Here is a 19,657-nt window from a genome sequence, read left to right as displayed (position 1 = left end):
CTTATTCTGCAGGGACCAGGGCAGGATCAGCGGCGTCAACTTCCGCCTTTTCACCAACCTTGACGGTCATCCAGAGGTTATAGGCCATGATCAGAGCGCCAAGGAGGAACAAAAGACCACCAATTGCGCGGATCATATAGAACGGATGCATTGCTTCCACGGACTCGATGAAAGAATATTCCAAGAATCCAAGCTTGTCGTATGCACGCCACATCAGACCCTGCATGATACCCGACACCCACATCGACGTGATGTAGAGGACGATACCAAGCGTTGAGACCCAGAAGTGCCATTCAACCAGTGTGTTGGAATAAAGCTTCTTGCGGTTCCAAATCCAAGGAATCAGACAGTAGATTGCACCAAACGAGATGTAACCAACCCAACCAAGAGCACCGGAATGCACGTGACCAATGGTCCAGTCTGTATAGTGTGACAGAGAGTTCACTGCTTTTACTGACATAAGCGGACCTTCAAAGGTCGACATGCCGTAGAAAGCAACAGACACAACCATCATACGCAAGACAGGGTCCGTACGCAGTTTATCCCATGCACCAGACAAAGTCATCAAGCCATTGATCATACCACCCCAAGACGGCATCCAGAGGATGACAGAGAAGGTCATACCAAGAGTCTGAGCCCAATCGGGAAGCGCCGTGTAATGCAGATGGTGCGGTCCAGCCCAGATGTAGATAAAGATCAGAGCCCAGAAGTGCACAATCGACAACCGGTAAGAAAAGACCGGACGTTCGGCGCGTTTTGGAATGAAATAATACATGATGGCCAAGAAGCCAGCCGTGAGGAAGAAGCCCACCGCATTATGGCCGTACCACCACTGAACCATCGCATCCTGAACACCAGAAAAGACCTGATAGGATTTGATGCCATAAGGCGAAACTGGAATAGACAGGTTATTGCCGATATGCAGCATCGCAATGGTTACGATGAAAGCAAGATAGAACCAGTTTGCCACATAAATGTGGGGTTCCCTGCGTTTCCAAAGCGTACCAAGGAAGACCAGCAAATAAGCCACCCAAACAATGGTCAGCCACAAATCGGCATACCATTCAGGTTCAGCATATTCTTTACTCTGGGTCGCACCAAGCAGATAACCAGTACCGGCTATCACGATGAAGGCGTTGTAACCGAGGATAACGAACCACGGTGAGATACGACCAACAATGCGGGCATGACTGGTTCTTTGGACAACATAGAAAGAGGAAGCCAGCAGAACGTTGCCGCCAAACGCAAAAATCACTGCAGACGTATGCAGTGGGCGCAAGCGACCAAAGCTGGTCCATTCCAAGTCAAAGTTCAGAACCGGGAAAGTCAGCTGCCAGGCAATGATATCGCCGACCAGAAAACCAGCAATCCCCCAGAACATGGCAGCAACTGCGCCAAACTTGATCGGGCCGAGGTTGTATCCTGTTTCATCAGCGTCCTCTGGACGCTTGAAATAGGCGTTAAAAATAAGAAACACGCCGAGTGCTGAAAAAATCAGCCCGACGGTCGCGTGAAATGCCATGACACCATCAACCGCTTTAGCGGCGATGATCAGACAAGCGAAGGCCAACACAGTCAGGAATACTGCATACAAGCCTTCTTCTATAGAGAGTCTTTTTGTCGTGTGAGCCATCTTTCAGTCCCATCTGCAACATCGGGCGCCCAGCAGAGCGGGCGATGCCCCAGCGTCTAATATCGATCAGTATTATGCTTTCCAATTGGTCCATTCGAAAGCAGTTAGATCTAGGAACAAACGTCCCCCCCAATAGGGTCGTCAAACCCTATGGACCAGCTAAGCCATACGCTTTGACTCATGTCAACGGAATGGGGGAGGTCCAATCCCCCCCTGCGACTCGTGGTCACATAGCAAATCTTTCCGAGAATTAATGTAAATTTTTTATTATTATATTTCAGATACTTAACACTCTACAGTCAACATGTATGCAGATACCCTATACGCTAAAAGTGGCATAAAAAATATGCATACTTAATGCACGTTATACACGTTTGTAACGCTTTCGGTCCTCTCCAGAAGGCGGAAAATTTAGTAAAAAGTGGGATCCTCACCACCATAGGCCAGACAGAATCAAGGCCGTTGATCGCACGATCCAACCTCGCAGAATCAACGATACTCGTCGCGCGCTCTCTAATTGTGTCCAGACCATTGAACGATCAACCCGTTTTGGCAATCAGACCTTTTGAGCGAATGAATCAACGACGCGGATCAGGCGGTCAAGAATACCCGGTTCATTATAGGCGTGCCCGGCCCCCTCGATCGGATAGAATTCCGCATCCGGCCAAGCTTTGTGAAGCTGGTAGGCTGAGTGCATCGGACAAGGCATGTCATACCGACCATGAACAATGGCACCGGGGATGCCTTTCAGCTTGCCAGCATCGCGCAACAGTTGCCCCTCTTCCAGCCAACCGGAATGTTTGAAAAAGTGCGTTTCGATGCGAGCAAAGGCGATGGCAAACCGATCTTCAACAAACTGATCCGAGTTATGCGCATCTGGCAGTAAGGTGATGGTTTCCCCTTCCCACAGACTCCAAGCCTTGGCCGCTTCCAATTGAATTACCGGATCATCCCCTGTCAAACGCTTGTAATAGGCTGACAGCAAGTCATCGCGTTCAATTTGTGGGATGGGTGCAACGAAGCGGTCCCATTTTTCGGGGAACATTTGATTGACGCCAAATTTATAATACCAGTCCATTTCGGCCTTGGTAAGCATATAAACGCCGCGCAAGACCAGCTCGGACACCTTGTCGGGATGGGTTTGAGCATAAGCCAGCGCCAGAGTGGAGCCCCAAGACCCACCGAACACCATCCATTTATCGACACCCATCAGGATGCGCAACCGCTCAATATCTGCCACCAAATGCCATGTGGTGTTGGCGTTCAATTCCGCATGTGGCGTGGAGAGACCGCAGCCGCGTTGGTCAAACAGCAGAATGTCATACAGGTCGGGGTTGAAAAGCTGGCGGTGGGTTTCATAAAGACCACCACCCGGCCCACCATGCAAAAAGACCACAGGTTTGGCACCTTTGGTCCCAGCCCTCTGCCAATAGATCTGGTGCCCGTCGCCAACATCAAGCATACCGGTGTCATAAGGGGCTATGGGGGGATAAAGAGTGCGCAATTGTGTCATGAAGCAGGGTCCAGATTCTATCATTGGGTGACGATCATCAAAGGCGGGATACTTGATCTACCACAGCAAAAAAGGAGCGACAATCTCAGAATGCTGCCGCAATTGTGTGTTTGAAGACACAGCATACAAGCATTCGCGCGGTCTGTAAGCAATTTCGCCTAACACATGTTCCAGATACTTGGTAAAGCTGCTAACAATGTGTTGAGTTTGTATTATTGCGCATCGCCAATCAGATCGAGCCCCGTTTATGGACCGTCCTTTGGATCTATCGAAGACACATGATAGTCATCTTCACTCAACATATTTGGGGCGAGGAGCACGCACGGTTCTGACCGTTTTAATGTTCGGTGCGATGTTGGCAGGATGCGCGTCACCAACCAGCGTGAAATTTGCACGGTCTACTTTTTCTTCGCTGGATACCGAGACCGTCTTTGTCGCCACAAACCGCAAGGCAATCGGCAAAAGTGATTTTGACGGTGAACGCGGCGAGAAGATTCAATTTTCCTCCTATGCGATCTCAATCCCCCCCATTCACGAAGTCGGACAGATCGAGTGGCCTCGTAACGAGCCAGATCCTGCTAAGCATTTTGCAGTCATCAAAGCTCAACCTTTTTCCGAGACGGCTGGTTTTAAACAGCATCTGAATGTGGCGATTGATACTCCCGGCGCACGGACGGTGGATGGCAAACGGGAGGCGATCTTATTCGTACATGGTTATAACACCAATTTCTCCGAAGGCCTGTATCGTGCCGCACAAATGAAACATGACTTTGGCATTACATCGCCAATGACCCTGTTTAGCTGGCCATCAGCAGGCAAGCCGGGGCTCTATATGTATGATCGGGACAGCGTCAAAGCATCTCGGGATCAGCTGGCGGATGTCGTGCGCATGCTGACCAATTCTAAAGCTGAGCAGGTGACATTGGTCGCCCATTCTCTGGGGACTGAGCTGCTGATGGAGGCTTTACGGCAGATGGCTTTGTCCAATGATGGGCGATTGCCTGCCAAAGTGAAAGCCGTCATTCTGATTTCGCCAGACCTCGATATTGACGTATTCAACAGTCAATTGCAGGTTATCAAAACACTGCCGCGCGATTTTATGGTTTTCGTCTCCGAAAAAGATCAAGCACTACAAATTTCCAGCTTTTTGGCGGGCGACACCAATCGCGTAGGCAATAATATCGACGAAACCCGAATCAAACGGGACGGTATCAACGTCATTGATGTGTCTGAGTTTGATGGTGGCGACGGCCTCAATCATATGACAGCCATCACCTCTCCAAGTCTGGTTTCACTGCTAAAAGGCATGGCGCAGTCTGGCCAGCGAAAAATGTTATCAGAAAGCGGTCTGCAGACCAGTCTTTCGGACAAACTGGTCGATACAGCCACACTTCCCTTGACCCTTGTGGTCAAAACAACCAAAGCGATACTCAATCAATAACCACTCGGTCTGTATCCTGCGTAGAAATCCGCACATGACAAATCAGTAAGATTTGACATTCCTCAAGGCTGGAGCAAACCACACAAAGCTAAATGCATCCATGACTGATGTAACCTTGAAATATGCTTCCCGCGCCGTGCCGCGCTACACCTCCTATCCAACCGCTCCGCATTTTTCCAGCGAGGTCGGAAAGGATGTTTATGCAAAATGGCTCAGCATGATTGACTCCGACACGCCGATCTCTCTGTATCTGCATGTGCCCTTCTGTCAATCCATGTGCCACTATTGTGGCTGTTACACCAAGATTACGCAAAAAGAAAAACCGCTGCAGGATTATGCGGATATGTTGGTCAAAGAGGTGGAGCTGGTGGCCAGCAAGCTGCCCGATGGCCAGCCGGTCAGTCACATCCACTGGGGTGGTGGTACACCATCCATTTTGCCTCGTGACGCTTTTTTGCGTGTGGTCAATGCCGTCAAAACGCATTTCAGCCTTACCTCGGGTATGGAACATGCAATTGAGCTGGACCCGCGTACGGTAAACCCTCATTTGGCCGAAACTCTGGCGCAAGCCGGCATCAACCGCGCCAGTCTTGGCGTACAGGATTTTGATCTCAAAGTGCAAGAAGCGGTCGGGCGGGTGCAGCCCTACGACATCGTCAAAGCTGCGGTCGAGGCCTTGCGGGCAGTTGGCATCCGTGAAATCAATCTAGATTTGATGTATGGCCTACCGTATCAGAGCCGTAAAACCATCCAAGAAACGGTTGACCTGACGGCCAGTCTGGACCCGTCACGACTGGCTCTGTTTGGCTATGCTCATGTGCCATGGATGAAGAAGCACCAACGACTGATCCCCGAAGATCTTCTACCCAATGCCGCTGAACGTATTGCGCTGTTTGATGATGCGAGCGCAGCCCTTGCTGCTTATGGCTATGAAAAAATTGGACTGGATCACTTTGCCAAGGCTGACGATCCGCTTGCGGTGGCCGCTCATGAGGGCACCATGCGCCGCAATTTTCAGGGCTACACAACCGATGAAGCCGATATCCTGATAGGCCTAGGCGCTTCGTCTATTGGTAAACTGCCCCAAGGATATATGCAAAACAGCCCCGATTTTGCAGGGTGGGTCAGATCTGTCGAAGCCGGTGAGTTGCCGATTGCTCGAGGGCTGGAGATGGATCAGGATGACAGAGCCAGAGCCACCATTATCATGTCGATCATGACCGCCTATGAAGTGAATGTAGCAGCTGTCGCAGAAGCCTTCAGCGTCGATTTGGAACCTTTACGCGCCTGCTATGATCAACTGACCGAACTGCTACAGGATGGCGTTGCAGAGCGTGATGGCGATGTGGTGCGGGTTACCCATCAGGGCCGCCCGTTGGTTCGCTTGGTGGCATCCGTCTTTGATGCTTATCTGCAAACAGGCAAAGGCCGCCATTCAGTCGCGGTCTAAGCAACGGCTGAGACCTCTTGCAGATTACGCACTCTTGCCGCGACAATTTGACCATGCGCACACCTGTGCTCAATGCCATTGCAGCGCACTGGCGATGTGGATATCTCAACGATTTAGGAAGTATTACTGAGTCAGTATTTACCGGTCAAATGGCACAAACCGCAGACATTCATCACCCGAATGCGGTCCTGTTTTTCCATTGTGATGACTTTGCGGCGTTTCATATCAGAAAGCACGCGACTCACGGTTTCGATGGTCAAACCCAAAAAGTCTGCGATTTCCTGACGGGTCATATGCAGCGTTACGACGGACTGATCTTCATCCCCTTCAGGACCAATACAGCCAAAATCACCACGGCTGGGAACAAAGCGCATCAAAAAGGACGCAACACGTTCATGGGCTGATTTCCGACCCAGCAAAACTGCATGCTCATGCAGATTCTGCACCTGGGAAACCAGACACTTTTTCATGTGTTCCTGAATGATGTTTGAGTTCTCCGCATCTTTGCGGGAAATCATATGGACCAGAGTTTCGGTCAAGGTTTCCGCTGACGTATCATAGACTTCACCAGCTGGGATCCCGAACAAATCCCCCGAACCAAGGATCTCTACAACCTGCCTTCGACCATCGGGTAAAAGCTTGTAGAGCATGACGGATCCGTCTGCCACTTCATAAATATTATTGGCAGGGTCACCCTCAAAGAATATAACGCCATGAGAGGGAAATGTTTTATGTCGGCTCTGCTCGCTTGCCATGATGCCTTTTGATTCTGTCTGCACAGGAAAGGAAGACCGCGTAGAGAAAGCACCTCTTCTCGCAGAAGGAGCGGCCATTCTGTAAATTCGATCTTCCGACATCCAATAACTCTCCTGATTCAGGGTGAAAATCCCGTCGAACCAAATCTTCCTATCGAAGATTGCCTGCACCTATACGACATGTTTCAAGATGTCGCAATCTATCCCGGTGAAAATACATCTACCAAGTATTAGTACTGATACAAAAGCCAAAAGCAAATCAATTGTATTTTTTGCTCTTAAATTCTGTGTTATTGCAAAAAATCGGATAAATCTTAAAAATGTCAGTAAGTTGAAAAAAGGGGGGGAATGCCCCCCCTCTTTTCAGGATGTCAAAACAACATGCCCTATTGCGACATGCTTGCTGAATGATAACTCACCTGCTGAATCACGCCGGAACACCCGCGATTCAGCGCGGACATGGGCATCAATGGCCGGTAAGAACAATACGCACCAAATCAGCGGTATTGCGTGCTTTGAGTTTTTCCATAATACGCGCTCTATGGACCTCGATGGTCCGCGGGGAAATCGCAAGATGCAAACCGGCTTCTTTGTTGGAAGCGCCCTGGGTGATTTGCAATAAGACGTCCCGCTCCCGAGGAGTCAGAGCTTCCGCATGTGGGAAACTCCAGTTTGCGAGCGCAGATTGTCCGGCATCCGGCGTCTTGTTGACATTTGCGAGTATTTTTTCGATGCGATTCACCACTTCGGTGCCATCGAAGGGTTTTTCGATAAAGTCATGCGCGCCCTGTTTAATAGCTGCGACAGCCATTGGGATATCCCCTTGACCGGAAATAATCAGCACGGGAGCCGCTATATGACGCGCGGTTAGCTCTTCCATCACTTCGAGGCCGGAGCGGCCTGGCATGTGAACGTCGAGCAGAATGGCGGAAGGAACAGACTCGCGCAAGTGAGCGAGGAAATCCTCGCCATTTGAAAAGGTCTCAACCTGATATCCCTCGAGCTCAAACAGAACGGACAAAGCATCCCGAACAGCGGGATCATCATCAACGATATTGATGGAAGGGTGCAGATCAGTTGTCATTGCAGTGCCTCTTGGCTTTTAATCGAACTTTGGATGGCCGATGCGCTTGGCTTCTTGTTACCATCGACATCTCCGACATTTTCTGAATCGTCAGGCATTTTTGCCTTAACGGGAGATGCAAGTGGCAGGGTGAGGATGAAGCAGGCCCCCGGCTGGTTATCATCATGCGGTGCCAATTCGAGGCTGCCGCCATGGGTCTGGGAAATGGAATGCGCGATGGCTAGGCCCAGACCCATGCCATTGCGACGTTTGGAATTGAAAGCCTTGAACAAATCTGTCCGGTGCTCTTGCGGTATGCCAGGCCCTGTGTCCTTGAACAGCACTTTCACTCTCTCAGGTCGGTCAGACGTCGCCTCGGCAAGAAAGACCGATACCATGATTTCTTTATGATCCACATCGCGCATGGCCTGAAATGCATTGCGCAAAAGATTAAGGAAAATTTGCTCGATCTGAACGGGATCAGCAGACACCAAAGGGACCTTCTTGGGGCAAATGAGTTCAATATGCACATCGGTCGCAGCAAAGCCAACCAGCGCCAACTCGTGTGCCTTACGAATGATCTCCACAATGTCGCACGGACTGCGCTCAGGCTCATTCTTTTCAATAATGGAGCGTATGCGTTGCAGCAGCGATGCTGACCGTTGTGCTTCTTGCACGGCACGACCGCAAAGATCGCTTAGCTGATCAAGATCATCCTGTACAATATTATCAGCGCCATTTTTCAGTTGTAGCTTGCGCTCAATGGCCTGCAAATAAAGAATGATCGCGGTCAATGGCTGGTTGAGCTCATGGGCAATCGTCGCGCCCATCTCATCCATTGCATTGATGCGGGTCATTTGGTTGAGTTCGGTTTGCAGAGTGCGCAAGCGCTTCTCGGTTTGTTTGCGTGCACCTAAATCACGGATGACACCGATAAATTCCGGTCCATTCTCAGTTTGCGTTACGCCAACCGACAAGTCGAAAGGAAAGATTGATCCATCCTTTTTCTTACCCTGAACCTCGCGACCAATGCCAATAATCGAATGCTCACCCGTTTCCAGATAGCGGTGCACCCAGCCGTCATGATGCTTGGCATATTTGTCTGGCATCAGGATGTTAACGCTCTGACCGATCACTTCTTCAGCGCTATAACCAAACAGCGTTTCTGACGCTTTGTTAAACAACAAAATACGTGACTGGTTGTCCATCAGGCAGATGGAGTCTGCGGCCATGTCTAGAAGTGATATGAGCCTTGCATCAAGGTTTTTGAGTGGCCTGAAAGGGGACGGCTCTCTTAGTGAGTGAGAATCGTCCAAATGTTTGGGGCCGTTGATGGTTAAAGATCCATCCATGCTGAGAGGTCTCTTTTCGCCTGTTTGGTTCAGAACCCCCAGTTTTCTGCCGTTATTCCTTTGACAGCCAAAGGTTCAAGCGATCGATTGCGAGATCCATCTGGTCGGGGTGTGTGGCGAAACATAGTCGCATAAATGCGGACCCGCTTTGACCGAACGCAAAACCGGGTGCCAAACCGACATTGGCCTCATCTGCCAGCCGTTTTGCGAGCATGAGTCCATCGTCTTCGCCTTCCACTCCGAAGAAGAAATAGAATGCACCAGCGGGTGGAGCGTAACGCAGAATGTTGTTTCCCTGCAGTCTGTCCAGCAATTTGTCTCGCCCTACACGCGCCCTGTTGATTTGTTCGGTCACGAAGGTTTCCCCGTCCTCCAATGCCGCAATCGCGGCCCTTTGCATGAAAGGCGCGACACCCGAGGTTGAATATTGAATGAGATTACCAATGACATCCGCGACGGCAGGAGGCGCACTCAACCATCCAACTCGCCAACCGGTCATTGCCCAGTTTTTAGAGAAGCTATTCACGAACAGTATTTTATCATCATCGCGCGCAATTTCATAAAAGGACGGTGCGTTGGTGCGCGCATCATCATAGTAAAACCGCGTGTAGATTTCGTCGGCAATGATCCAGATGTTCTTTTGACGTGCAAAGGCCAGGATAGCCTTCAAGTCATCCAGACTGGCAGTCCAGCCCGTGGGATTACTGGGAGAATTGATGAATAGAGCTTTGGTCTTTGAAGTACAAGCGCCAAACAATGCGTCCAGATCGAGCCGCCAGCCATCAGATGCGAAATCCAACGGCACCTCAACAGCGGTTGCGCTGGCAACCCCGACGGCAGCCTTCAGGTTGGGCCATGCCGGGCTGGGCAAAACCACCTCATCGCCGACACCTGCGACCATACGAACGGCCAATTGAATGGCTTGCATGCCCGAACCGGTGACGAAAAACCGTTCAGGATTAAACGGCCGATCATAAAGACGCTGATGATAGCGCGCAATTGACTGGCGCAACTCGGGAATGCCGCGCTGATGGGTGTAGAAGGTTTCGCCCGCCTTGAGGGCTTTGGCGGCAGCATCACAAATAAAGTCAGGCGTCGGCAAACAGCCCTCACCCACCCAAAGCGGGATAAGCCCCTCTTTGCCTCGTGCATATTCGACCATCCCGATGATGCCACTGCTGGGGGCATGCTGTGCCTCGGAGCTGAGTGTATTGAAGATATTCAATGCATTGAGAGGGTTTGTAGAGTCAGCCGAAGCCGTAGAGGAAAAGGATGCCATTGTCGTGCCATAAACTGATATTGAAAAAAGGAGATCCCGACGGACGGGCTGCATGCGAGAAGACCTTAACTTTGCGTATAAACGCCCTTGAAAGCAAGGGTAGACACCGTCGATTTCTCGCGAAACTCTCTGTAAACACAGATGACCTTGCCTGATTGCCCGATCTTGGCAAACGGCCATTTGCTAAAGGCTGAGTGTTTTCGTCAAATATCGCCTGTTCAATTGAGCGAATGGTCAACATATGTGGAATGTAGGCTTTGTTGAAGTTGGCAAAGATGTCTGATTATTTGCAGTGAATTTCGAGTTAAGGCGCAACAAGACGGCGCACCTGCGCAAAACCTTACTGAAAGAATTATTGATAAACAAAGGTCTTTGGTGTGAGTGACCTGTGGCACATCACACCTGACCTGATAGTTTTATCTTGAGAATTAGTCTAAATGGCCATCATTCAATGCCTTCTCTAGTGTCATAAATCATTCTTGTGCTATATCTTGGCGGGACTCAAGTAAGGATCGAGTTTTATGCTGCAAGGCTGGATGGTCGTGCTCACGACCCTAATTTATATCGGGCTTTTGTTCGCGATTGCTTCCTATGGCGATCATAGAGCCCGGACACGGACATCCGAACAGCGCCATCCAAACCTTTATGCTCTGTCTCTTGCGGTCTATTGCACCAGCTGGACCTTCTTTGGTTCGGTTGGTTTGGCCAAGTCCAGCGGGCTTGATTTTCTGACTATTTATATTGGGCCGATTATCGTTTTCACAGTCGGGGTTCCATTGGTTTGGCGCATCATCCGCCTGTCCAAGGCCGAGCGCATAACCTCCATTGCCGACTTTCTCGGGGCCAGATATGGCAAAAACCAGCAAGTTGCAGCAGTGGCCACCATTATCGCTGTGGTGGGCACGATGCCATACATTGCGCTGCAACTGAAAGCTGTCGCCACGTCTGTCGCCACGATGATGGACCATATGAACATCGCTTTTCCCAACGGCCATTTGCCGGTATTGGCTGATATCGCCTTTTTCGTGGCGATTGCCATGGCTGCCTTTGCTATCCTGTTTGGGACGCGTCATGCAGACGCCACGGAACATCAGGGTGGTTTGATTCTAGCCGTTGCAACAGAAAGTGTCATTAAGCTCTGTGCGTTCCTGACAGTCGGCCTATATGTCACTTTTTGGCTGTTTGATGGCCCGTTTGACCTGTTTGCTCAGGCCGCGCGCGCTGGCATTTCTGTACTTGGTCCAAACGAGGGGCCAGATGCGATCAACTGGATCGTCATGATATGCCTTTCTGCTGGGGCAGTGTTGCTTTTGCCAAGGCAATTTCATGTTGCGGTGGTTGAAAATACGTCAGAAAAAGCCCTCAAGCGAGCCACTTGGTTGTTTCCGCTCTATCTGGTCGGCATCAATCTATTTGTGATCCCCATCGCTCTAGCGGGCCAGATCACTTTGGGGGCGCACGTGGACGCAGACAGCTATGTGCTAACCCTGCCAATGACGGCAGGGGCCGACGTGGTTACTTTGATTGCCTTTTTGGGTGGTCTGTCCGCGGCCACTGCGATGGTCATTGTATCTTCTGTCGCTCTGGCAATCATGATCTCGAATGACCTCGTCTTGCCGCTGATTTTGCGGCGACACGCAGATCAAGCCATCAACACACCGGACATGGGCAAGACGTTGCTGAATGTGCGCCGGATCTCCATTTTGGTGTTGTTCGCGCTGGCTTATGCCTTTTACAGAACGGCGGTCAATAATACTGCTTTAGCACAAATCGGATTGATTGCCTTTGCCGCGATGGCGCAATTCGTGCCTGCTCTTTTAGGGGGCATGATCTGGAAAAGAGCCAATGCACGAGGCGCAATTGCTGGCTTGCTGATCGGTTTCACGGTCTGGGCCTATACGTTACTGATGCCGATGTTTGCGCAATCTGGCTTGTTTCCCGTCGACTTTATGATCCACGGCCCCTTTAATGTTACCTTTCTAAAGCCGCAAGCTTTGTTCGGAACGGAATTGCCGTCTTTGATGCACGGCGTCTTCTGGAGCCTGTTGTTCAATATTATAGCTTATACGGTAGGCTCCCTTTCGCGCGGACCGGAATTGATCGAGCGCCTTCAGGCCAACGTATTCGTGCCGGATGAATTGCGTCCTTCGCCTAGCTTACGGCTGTGGCGTTCCATGCTGTCCGTTGGAGATCTTGAAGATATGGTGGCGCGCTACTTGGGTGTTGAGCGCACCCAGCGCAGCTTTCGTGCCCATGCGCAGCAACGCGATTTGATATATGAACGCAATATGGAGGTGGACCCCCAGTTCCTGCGTTTTGCCGAGCAATTGCTGGCCAGTGCCATTGGATCCGCTTCTTCACGGCTTTTGATGAGCCTGCTGCTTAAGCGGCGAGAACCTTCGCCCAAAGGTACCATGAAGCTGCTCGATGATGCGTCCGAAGCTCTGCAGTATAATCGTGATTTGTTGCAGACCGCCCTCAACCATGTGAGACAGGGCATCGCCGTGTTCGATACGGATTTGCGGCTTACCCTCTGGAACAAACCCTTTCGTGACCTGTTAAAAGTGCCCGCAGAATTTGGTCAGGTCGGCACTCCGCTGCAGTCAATTTTGCACCATATTGCAGCGCGTGGCGATTTGGGTGAAGGCAAAGTAGAGCAACTTGTCAACGACCGCATTGACCTTCTGGTGGTGCAACAGGCCCCCTATCAGGAAAATATGGCCGGATCTGGCCTGACACTGGATATCCGTGCCAGTGAAATGCCAGACGGCGGCATTGTGATCACTTTCACCGATGTATCCGAGCGGGTACGAGCGGAACGGGCGCTTGAAAGTGCCAACGAGTCGCTCGAACGCCGGGTCAAGGACCGCACACGCGAACTTATGCATCTCAATGATGCCCTCAGGAGCGCCAAACAGGACGCAGAAGAGGCCAATGTCTCCAAAACCCGTTTCCTTGCAGCGGCTGGCCATGACATTATGCAGCCAATGAATGCGGCGCGGCTCTACACCACAGCACTGGTGAACCGTTTGGAACGCATGGACAAAACGGCAAGCGAGAAGACCATAGCCGACAGCGCGGTGATGGCTGGTAATATTGATAGCTCGCTAGAGGCAGTTGAAGATATTCTCGCGGCCCTTCTGGATATTGCCCGGCTTGATTCCGGAGCGATGAAAGCCCAATTGTCAGCCTTTCCGATTGATGAATTGCTGGACCGGATGCGGATCGACTTTGAACCATTGGCCAATGAAAAAGGTCTAGAGTTAAAAATCATGTCATGTGGTCTGCATGTCCGTTCTGACAAGCATTTGTTGCGCCGTTTGCTGCAAAACCTCGTTTCCAACGCCATAAAATACACCACGCAAGGGCGCGTTCTGGTCGGATGCCGACGCCTTGACGGAGCCATTGAGGTGCAGGTGCATGATACCGGCGTCGGCATCCCCGAAGAGCAACGCGAGGAAATATTTCTTGAATTCCAGCGTCTGGATGAGGGCGCACGCATTGCCAGTGGTTTGGGGCTTGGGCTGTCTATTGTTGATCGCATCGCCAAGGTGCTGGATCATCCAATCCGGCTGCTATCGACCCCCGGCAAGGGGTCGGCTTTTGCAGTCAAGCTGCCTGCTTTCCGCCTGTTGCACAGCGCTCGCCGAGTTGAGGCTCCACCTTCGATGGCCAACCAACCGCTCAGCCATTTGCGCCTGTTGTGTATAGACAATGAGCCCGTCATCCTTGAAGGCATGCGTGCCATGCTGGAAGGCTGGGGATGCAATGTCTTGACCGCGTCAAGCGTTGAGGAAGCCGAAAGCACCTTGGATGAAGCAGGCACAAAGCTGGATGGCATACTGATCGATTATCATCTTGACACCATGCTCGGCACGGATGTTTGCGACATGTTGCGCACTAAAATGGGCAAGGATATTCCTGCCAGCCTGATCACCGCCGACCGCAGCAATGAAGTCCGCGACGAGGCTCGCTCAAAAGACATGGCGGTGCTCAACAAGCCGGTTAAACCGGCGCAGCTTCGGGCTTTGCTCAACACGTGGAACATGACTGCCATTCGCAAACGTGGACACAAATAGGATCCCTTTGGCGCAATTATACATGGAGCCAGCAGGCCGGTTTATCTATGCCATTGTGATCATGTAACCAGCATAGAGAACGAGAAACAGAGTACCCATCATGCGGCCAATGCCTCGCCCCAACAGCAATAGTGCGACAAGAATTGCAGTAGTGGCAAGCATTGTCCAACCATCAATTACGATAAAACGCTCAGCAACGGGTATTGGAGAAATCAAAGCGGTAAGGCCCAAAATACCCAAGATGTTGAAAATATTCGAGCCAATGACATTGCCTATCGCAATATCTGATTGACGCTTCAAGGCAGCAGCGATGGATGTCGCAAGTTCAGGCAAGCTTGTTCCGACCGCAACCACAGTTAAACCAATGATCGCGTTGCTAACTCCCAAGTCAGCAGCAACCACGGTTGCTCCCCGCACCAATAAATCAGCCCCGATAGCCAGAAGCCCCATGCCCGAGACAAGCAGAAGGCCGACCCGAACAGGCGTGATATGCGCCAGACCTTCTTCAATCTCACCCGCTCCAATAGCGCAGTCTTGAACATAGGCAAAGGCGAGATACAATGCGAGAAGAACAACCATAACAATGCCAAAACCAAAACCGATCGTACCGACATAGAGCATCATCGCAAGCATTGCTGTGGCGGCGAGCATGACCACAAGATCGCGTTTGGAACTACGGCTTGTTGACGACATCGGTGCGATGACTGCGGCCAATCCGATAATCAACAAAATATTGGCGATGTTTGAACCAACGACATTGCCCAACGCGATGCCTGGCGCGTTAGCAAAGGCAGCGCGGACAGATACCAGCAGCTCTGGCATGGACGTCCCGAAACCAACAACGGTTAGCGAAATCAAAAAAGTAGGGAGGCCCAGCTTTGCTGATAGGGCAATCGCACCCTTTACCAACCAATCGCCACCAAGGAACAGACAGACAAGACCTGTGGCAACAAAGACATATTCCATAAAGTATTCCGATGTGTTCGCAGCCCCCATATGGGCGACATTATTTCACTGGCATGGAGGCTTATCAAAAACGATAGAGACAATTCCTACCAACGCTGAAATGGGACTGAACCTGCCGCATTCAATATGCCGGACCATTTCAAAGTCTATGGATTTGTTGCAGTGAACCATTGCATTGAAGTGCCGTAAGGGTTTGGTACTAACAATCCACGATCCAACACGCCGCACCAGACAAACACGTGCGTTCCAATGGGTGTCGCATCCCACAAAAAAGCCCGCGAGCAAAGCTGCGCGGGCTTTTGATTTCAAGTGATATCAACGCAATCAGTTTTTGACGCTGATGGATTGCCATTGACCGGCTTCAATCTTGGCAGCCGCAATCACAGCCTGTGTGCGACTGTCAACATTGAGCTTTTGCAAAATGGCTGAGACGTGAGCCTTAACCGTGGCCTCCGATACACTCAGTTCATAAGCAATCTGCTTGTTCAACAGGCCTTCAGACAGCATCATCAACACCCGTACCTGCTGTGGTGTCAGAGTATTGAGGCGCTCCACAAGCTCGGTGATCTCATCGCTGTAAGGTGCTGAAAGATCGATGCTTTCCGGCACCCAAGTCTCACCGTTCAACACAGCGCGGATGCCCTGCGCGATGGCGTCGATTGACAAAGATTTAGGAATGAAGCCTGATGCTCCAAATTCCATACAACGGCGAATGGTCGGCACGTCTTCGCTGGCCGAGACAATCACAACTGGAATGGATGGATATTGCGCACGCAAATAGAGAAGACCCGAGAAGCCACGCACACCGGGCATGGAAAGATCAAGCAAAACCAGATCAATATCTTCAGAAATTTCGAGCTGTTCCCCCACCTGTTCGAGGGCTCCTGCTTCGTGAATGGCAATCTGGTCGAAGATTGTTTCTAGAGTCTGCCGCAACGCTCCACGGAATAATGGGTGGTCGTCTGCAATGATAATATTCAGAGATGCCTGCTGCACTTTAGGTCCTCCCCCAACGGTCGGGCGGAATGGATCTGACTGATCTGGGCGATCAGATGCGACCATCCCTTAAGTCTTGTCGCCAATTTTTTCGCCGCATGGCCGAATAGAGTGACGACGAAATTACGACTAGTTCCATCAAACTATGAGCGGTCACATCCAACTTGGCAAGTCGTTGCTTTAACATATTCGCATATTCATCCCCTTGATGCGACAATTCACCTAGAAAATAGGACATAAGGTTCGCCCTTTGGGGAAATCACGGCACAAGAAAGCAAAGTTTATTAACCAAAACAATCATGTGCCCCTTTTACCAAAGAATCGGAATGCACCCGCCATTGGCGTGGGTTGTGTGTTTAACATCGCCGCATTAGTTTGTGTTTCCAGCTCTGCAAACATCGATGAGCGTAACAAAGGACCGATTCATGACCCGTTTTGTCACACTGAACCAATTCGTCAATCTTTGGGAATGTGATGAGAATGACCATATGAATGTCCAGTTTTACTATTCAAAGTTTGAGGATGCCGGACAGTTGTTCGCGGTTTGCCATGATCTGGAAGCTGCGCTTGGCAGACGGATCAGCCGCCATGTACGTTATCATTCTGAATTGCGCGGCGGCGCGCAAATTTGCATTCGCTCTTCGATCGTTGACCCCATTCCCGACTCCACTAAACATGGCGTATTTGTTCAGCATGTGATGGAAGAAACCTCCACAGGCCGCATCGCAGCGACGGCACTGGACTGGCACGCAGGAACAATCGATTCGCCGCAGCCGGATATACGCGATGCATTGAGCAGCGCGGTGATGCCTCGTGGTTTGAAGAACGAAGCAGATTTTGGCACAAAGTCCCCTCTCGCCGCTCTTGATGCAACTATGTTGCGCGGGGTGTTGCGACCAGCCCAATGTGATGCGCAAGGATGGGCACGGGATCAAGCCTATATCGGTGCTATATCAGATGCAGCAGCCCATGCCTGGGATCGGATTGGGCTCAGCAGTCAATGGCTTGATGAGAAGGGCTTTGGCCGTATCGCAGTCGAGATGCGTTTATGCATTCTAACCCCCATGCGAGCAGGCACGGCGTATCAAGTGCAATTGACGTTCACTGGCCTTCAGTCGCGATCTTACAGCAAACGCTATGATTTTTTCGATCTACGCAATGGGCAACATATTGGATTTCTGGAGTCAGCCGTTATGCTGCTCAACCACACCACGCGCAAGTCAGAACCTTTGCCAGACTTCGCGCGGGACGCCCTTTTGGGACACCTTGAAAAGCAAACCTGATAGGCGTGGTTCACACACGATTGTCATCAAATTCCTTGCGGAATTCTTTCACAACCCCAAAGAAACGCCGCAACATTGCTTCACCCATATCCAGAAATTGCTCAAAATCTTCAGGAGCTTGTTCCTCAGAGTTTGGCGCAGTTTCGGGGATTTTGTCAGGTACAATTTCAGCTTTGGGCTTTGCTTCGGGGGATTTGGGTGCAGACGCTTTAGGGTTTAAGGCCTCGGAAGAAGGACGCGCCAGTTGCGCCTGTGACTCAATCTGGGCCTCTGATAGGGCCTCGGTCAGCTCCGTAATGCGTTTGGCTTGTTTGTCGTTGCTCTGTTCTAGCTGATCAATGCGGTGATTGAGAATGTCTATCTTATCACGCAGGATGGAACCAAATTTCTGTTGTTTGTCCAGAGCGTTGGCAAGTGTCGCCAATTCGGTCAACATAGCGTCACGCCAATCAACGTCTTGCTCGATTGATTTGTCGCCCTGTTGTGTTTGGGCGGGCGCTTCTATCGGCGCTTGAATGGCTCCTTTTTCTTGTGCCCATGCGCTGCTGCATAACAAGCTAAAAAGGATGCAGGAGGGTAATCCGAGGCCTCGGATTAGAGATGTGCGTGCATTCTTACAATTTGCCAATGGCATGGTTATTCCTTTGTCCGGCAACTATCACTCACAACAGCAGCCCCGATTTGCTCTGAAGCAATTTAACAGATTGTTAAGAAAAGGAATATGGCAAACTTGTATGCAGGGCACAGTGCCTCACAGACACATAGCACAAGCTGGCGTGTTTTTTCTATTTTCGAGAAAGTATTGAGATTGGAAGACTAACGCTTTTGGCGCAGTTTTTGGCGATAATCCTCAACATCCCGATATAGATTTCGACTTGGGAAATCCAAAGCATCCACCCGCCAATGCAGCAAGGCATCATAGGTTTTGACACTGACCTGTTGTTCAATCAAAAGACGGGGAAGCGTCTTGTTGCCGTCGGTGAGCAAAAGATGCTCCATGGCTTTTTCGGACAGCCCTTGCGCATCTTTCAAAAACCAGACGATGTCTTCTTTGCGCCGATTGCTGATCAAAGTCGCCAGCAGAGAATCAAAACTCAACTCGCCCAAATTGACTTGCAAGACGGCTTCATGGCGAGACAAATGATTGCCTCCCATCTCCAGCGCGTCACCTTGTAATTTGCCCGCCAGCTCAGCGAGCGTTCCGTGCTTTGTGGCGTGGGCCAAAGCCGAGGGAAGAAACGGGCATTCCGTATCAACATGCCGCCGAAGTCGGTCATGAAAGGCCTGATCGACAAGACAGCGAGCGGCCATCAAGGACTGAATATTCAGCGATTTTTGACAGAGGATTGCACAGAGCAAAAGAGCGTTGTTCGAAAAACTGGCTCCCGCATTGCGTAGGAGCTCCCCAGCGACACTTATAAAAGCGCGCGCCATTAGAGCGTCGACCAGTTCTTCGGGAACTTCATTTCTGCGAGCGATGGATATAAGGACGGCTTCGCCTCGTGTCCGAACGGCTCCCAACAACAAGGGCCCGCTCAACATGGGGGAATATTCAAATAAACAACATACGACGTCATCTTGTTCTTGAGACAGTCGAGAAGCCAACGCACTTGATATAGAACTGGTTCGGGCCAGAAGAGTGACCAGATCTCGCCGGACCCCCACGTCGATCTGATCATATAGATCCAATACGAGTGCCGAGAAAAGGGTGCGCTCCATTTCGCTCGGGCCATCATCCACACGGCGGGTATATTGAGCGGTGAGCTTACGGATCAACAAAGACCGTGCTTCAGGATTTTTTTCCTTGGCGAGTAGCTCTAGGTCATTTTTGATCTTGTATGCCATTC

General features: G+C 50.8%; 15 protein-coding genes. 4 read left to right on the top strand and 11 right to left on the bottom strand.

The window, feature by feature from the left end; translation table 11 throughout:
- Nucleotide 1: 1 nt before the first annotated feature.
- Complete coding sequence (gene ccoN, locus C0081_RS21520; RefSeq protein WP_101535793.1) at nucleotides 2-1,633, bottom strand: cytochrome-c oxidase, cbb3-type subunit I; 1,632 nt, start codon at nucleotides 1,631-1,633, stop codon at nucleotides 2-4.
- A 556-nt stretch (nucleotides 1,634-2,189) separates the two neighbouring features.
- Nucleotides 2,190-3,146, bottom strand: coding sequence for a prolyl aminopeptidase (gene pip / locus C0081_RS21515; RefSeq protein WP_101535792.1), 957 nt, complete (start codon nucleotides 3,144-3,146; stop codon nucleotides 2,190-2,192).
- A gap of 247 nt (nucleotides 3,147-3,393) precedes the next feature.
- Between pip and C0081_RS21510 the strand changes: the two genes are divergently transcribed.
- A complete protein-coding gene (locus tag C0081_RS21510) occupies nucleotides 3,394-4,587 on the top strand; it encodes an alpha/beta hydrolase (protein WP_101535791.1) in 1,194 nt (397 codons plus the stop codon).
- 100 nt (nucleotides 4,588-4,687) lie between these two features.
- Complete coding sequence (gene hemN / locus C0081_RS21505) at nucleotides 4,688-6,037, top strand: oxygen-independent coproporphyrinogen III oxidase (protein WP_101535790.1); 1,350 nt, start codon at nucleotides 4,688-4,690, stop codon at nucleotides 6,035-6,037.
- A 131-nt stretch (nucleotides 6,038-6,168) separates the two neighbouring features.
- Here the strand turns inward: hemN and C0081_RS21500 are convergent, their stop codons facing one another.
- The 4 genes from C0081_RS21500 to C0081_RS21485 all read right to left on the bottom strand — a co-directional run bounded on the left by C0081_RS21500 (nucleotide 6,169) and on the right by C0081_RS21485 (nucleotide 10,486).
- Entirely contained in the window at nucleotides 6,169-6,792 is a 624-nt protein-coding gene (locus tag C0081_RS21500; protein WP_101536048.1) for a Crp/Fnr family transcriptional regulator, read from the bottom strand.
- 466 nt (nucleotides 6,793-7,258) lie between these two features.
- Entirely contained in the window at nucleotides 7,259-7,876 is a 618-nt protein-coding gene (locus C0081_RS21495) for a response regulator transcription factor (RefSeq protein ID WP_101535789.1), read from the bottom strand.
- A complete protein-coding gene (locus tag C0081_RS21490) occupies nucleotides 7,873-9,207 on the bottom strand; it encodes a two-component system sensor histidine kinase NtrB (RefSeq protein ID WP_101535788.1) in 1,335 nt (444 codons plus the stop codon). The genes C0081_RS21495 and C0081_RS21490 overlap by 4 nt, the downstream gene beginning before the upstream one ends.
- Nucleotides 9,208-9,259: 52 nt before the next feature.
- The gene (locus tag C0081_RS21485; RefSeq protein ID WP_101535787.1) at nucleotides 9,260-10,486 is read right to left on the bottom strand and encodes a pyridoxal phosphate-dependent aminotransferase; all 1,227 of its coding nucleotides are present in this window, start codon (nucleotides 10,484-10,486) and stop codon (nucleotides 9,260-9,262) included.
- A 521-nt stretch (nucleotides 10,487-11,007) separates the two neighbouring features.
- On the opposite strand from C0081_RS21485, the gene C0081_RS21480 reads away from it, so the two are divergent.
- A complete protein-coding gene (locus tag C0081_RS21480; protein WP_101535786.1) occupies nucleotides 11,008-14,565 on the top strand; it encodes a PAS domain-containing hybrid sensor histidine kinase/response regulator in 3,558 nt (1,185 codons plus the stop codon).
- Between the two features lie 45 nt (nucleotides 14,566-14,610).
- Here C0081_RS21480 and C0081_RS21475 read toward each other — a convergent pair whose 3' ends face one another.
- The 3 genes from C0081_RS21475 to C0081_RS23125 form a co-directional block, all read right to left on the bottom strand.
- A complete protein-coding gene (locus C0081_RS21475; protein WP_101536047.1) occupies nucleotides 14,611-15,531 on the bottom strand; it encodes a calcium/sodium antiporter in 921 nt (306 codons plus the stop codon).
- A gap of 324 nt (nucleotides 15,532-15,855) precedes the next feature.
- Nucleotides 15,856-16,527 (bottom strand): response regulator transcription factor, encoded by a 672-nt coding sequence (locus tag C0081_RS21470; protein WP_373235625.1) that lies wholly within the window; start codon nucleotides 16,525-16,527, stop codon nucleotides 15,856-15,858.
- Between the two features lie 52 nt (nucleotides 16,528-16,579).
- Nucleotides 16,580-16,765 carry a hypothetical protein gene (locus C0081_RS23125; RefSeq protein WP_146006514.1) on the bottom strand — a complete coding sequence of 62 codons (186 nt, stop codon included), beginning with the start codon at nucleotides 16,763-16,765 and terminating at the stop codon, nucleotides 16,580-16,582.
- A 187-nt stretch (nucleotides 16,766-16,952) separates the two neighbouring features.
- On the opposite strand from C0081_RS23125, the gene C0081_RS21465 reads away from it, so the two are divergent.
- The gene (locus C0081_RS21465; protein ID WP_146006513.1) at nucleotides 16,953-17,810 is read left to right on the top strand and encodes a thioesterase family protein; all 858 of its coding nucleotides are present in this window, start codon (nucleotides 16,953-16,955) and stop codon (nucleotides 17,808-17,810) included.
- Between the two features lie 10 nt (nucleotides 17,811-17,820).
- Here the strand turns inward: C0081_RS21465 and C0081_RS21460 are convergent, their stop codons facing one another.
- Together C0081_RS21460 and C0081_RS21455 are read right to left on the bottom strand one after the other, a co-directional pair.
- The gene (locus C0081_RS21460) at nucleotides 17,821-18,444 is read right to left on the bottom strand and encodes a hypothetical protein (RefSeq protein ID WP_101535783.1); all 624 of its coding nucleotides are present in this window, start codon (nucleotides 18,442-18,444) and stop codon (nucleotides 17,821-17,823) included.
- 182 nt (nucleotides 18,445-18,626) lie between these two features.
- Entirely contained in the window at nucleotides 18,627-19,655 is a 1,029-nt protein-coding gene (locus tag C0081_RS21455) for a DUF2336 domain-containing protein (RefSeq protein WP_101535782.1), read from the bottom strand.
- Between the last annotated feature and the right edge of the window lie 2 nt (nucleotides 19,656-19,657).

Origin of the sequence: Cohaesibacter celericrescens, from assembly GCF_002866925.1 — a bacterium.
Classification (GTDB): Bacteria; Pseudomonadota; Alphaproteobacteria; order Rhizobiales; family Cohaesibacteraceae; genus Cohaesibacter; species Cohaesibacter celericrescens.
This window is presented reverse-complemented; position numbering and strand designations above follow the sequence as displayed.

Bases quoted from the DNA above. Each gene is read 5' to 3' on its own strand.
- C0081_RS21485 (WP_101535787.1), bottom strand. From the start codon at position 10,486: ATGGCATCCTTTTCCTCTACGGCTTCGGCTGACTCTACAAACCCTCTC.
- C0081_RS21460 (WP_101535783.1), bottom strand. From the start codon at position 18,444: ATGCCATTGGCAAATTGTAAGAATGCACGCACATCTCTAATCCGAGGC.
- C0081_RS21475 (WP_101536047.1), bottom strand. From the start codon at position 15,531: ATGGAATATGTCTTTGTTGCCACAGGTCTTGTCTGTCTGTTCCTTGGT.
- C0081_RS21500 (WP_101536048.1), bottom strand. From the start codon at position 6,792: ATGGCAAGCGAGCAGAGCCGACATAAAACATTTCCCTCTCATGGCGTT.
- C0081_RS21495 (WP_101535789.1), bottom strand. From the start codon at position 7,876: ATGACAACTGATCTGCACCCTTCCATCAATATCGTTGATGATGATCCC.
- C0081_RS23125 (WP_146006514.1), bottom strand. From the start codon at position 16,765: ATGTCCTATTTTCTAGGTGAATTGTCGCATCAAGGGGATGAATATGCG.
- pip (WP_101535792.1), bottom strand. From the start codon at position 3,146: ATGACACAATTGCGCACTCTTTATCCCCCCATAGCCCCTTATGACACC.
- ccoN (WP_101535793.1), bottom strand. From the start codon at position 1,633: ATGGCTCACACGACAAAAAGACTCTCTATAGAAGAAGGCTTGTATGCA.
- C0081_RS21480 (WP_101535786.1), top strand. From the start codon at position 11,008: ATGCTGCAAGGCTGGATGGTCGTGCTCACGACCCTAATTTATATCGGG.
- C0081_RS21455 (WP_101535782.1), bottom strand. From the start codon at position 19,655: ATGGCATACAAGATCAAAAATGACCTAGAGCTACTCGCCAAGGAAAAA.
- hemN (WP_101535790.1), top strand. From the start codon at position 4,688: ATGACTGATGTAACCTTGAAATATGCTTCCCGCGCCGTGCCGCGCTAC.
- C0081_RS21465 (WP_146006513.1), top strand. From the start codon at position 16,953: ATGACCCGTTTTGTCACACTGAACCAATTCGTCAATCTTTGGGAATGT.
- C0081_RS21510 (WP_101535791.1), top strand. From the start codon at position 3,394: ATGGACCGTCCTTTGGATCTATCGAAGACACATGATAGTCATCTTCAC.
- C0081_RS21490 (WP_101535788.1), bottom strand. From the start codon at position 9,207: ATGGATGGATCTTTAACCATCAACGGCCCCAAACATTTGGACGATTCT.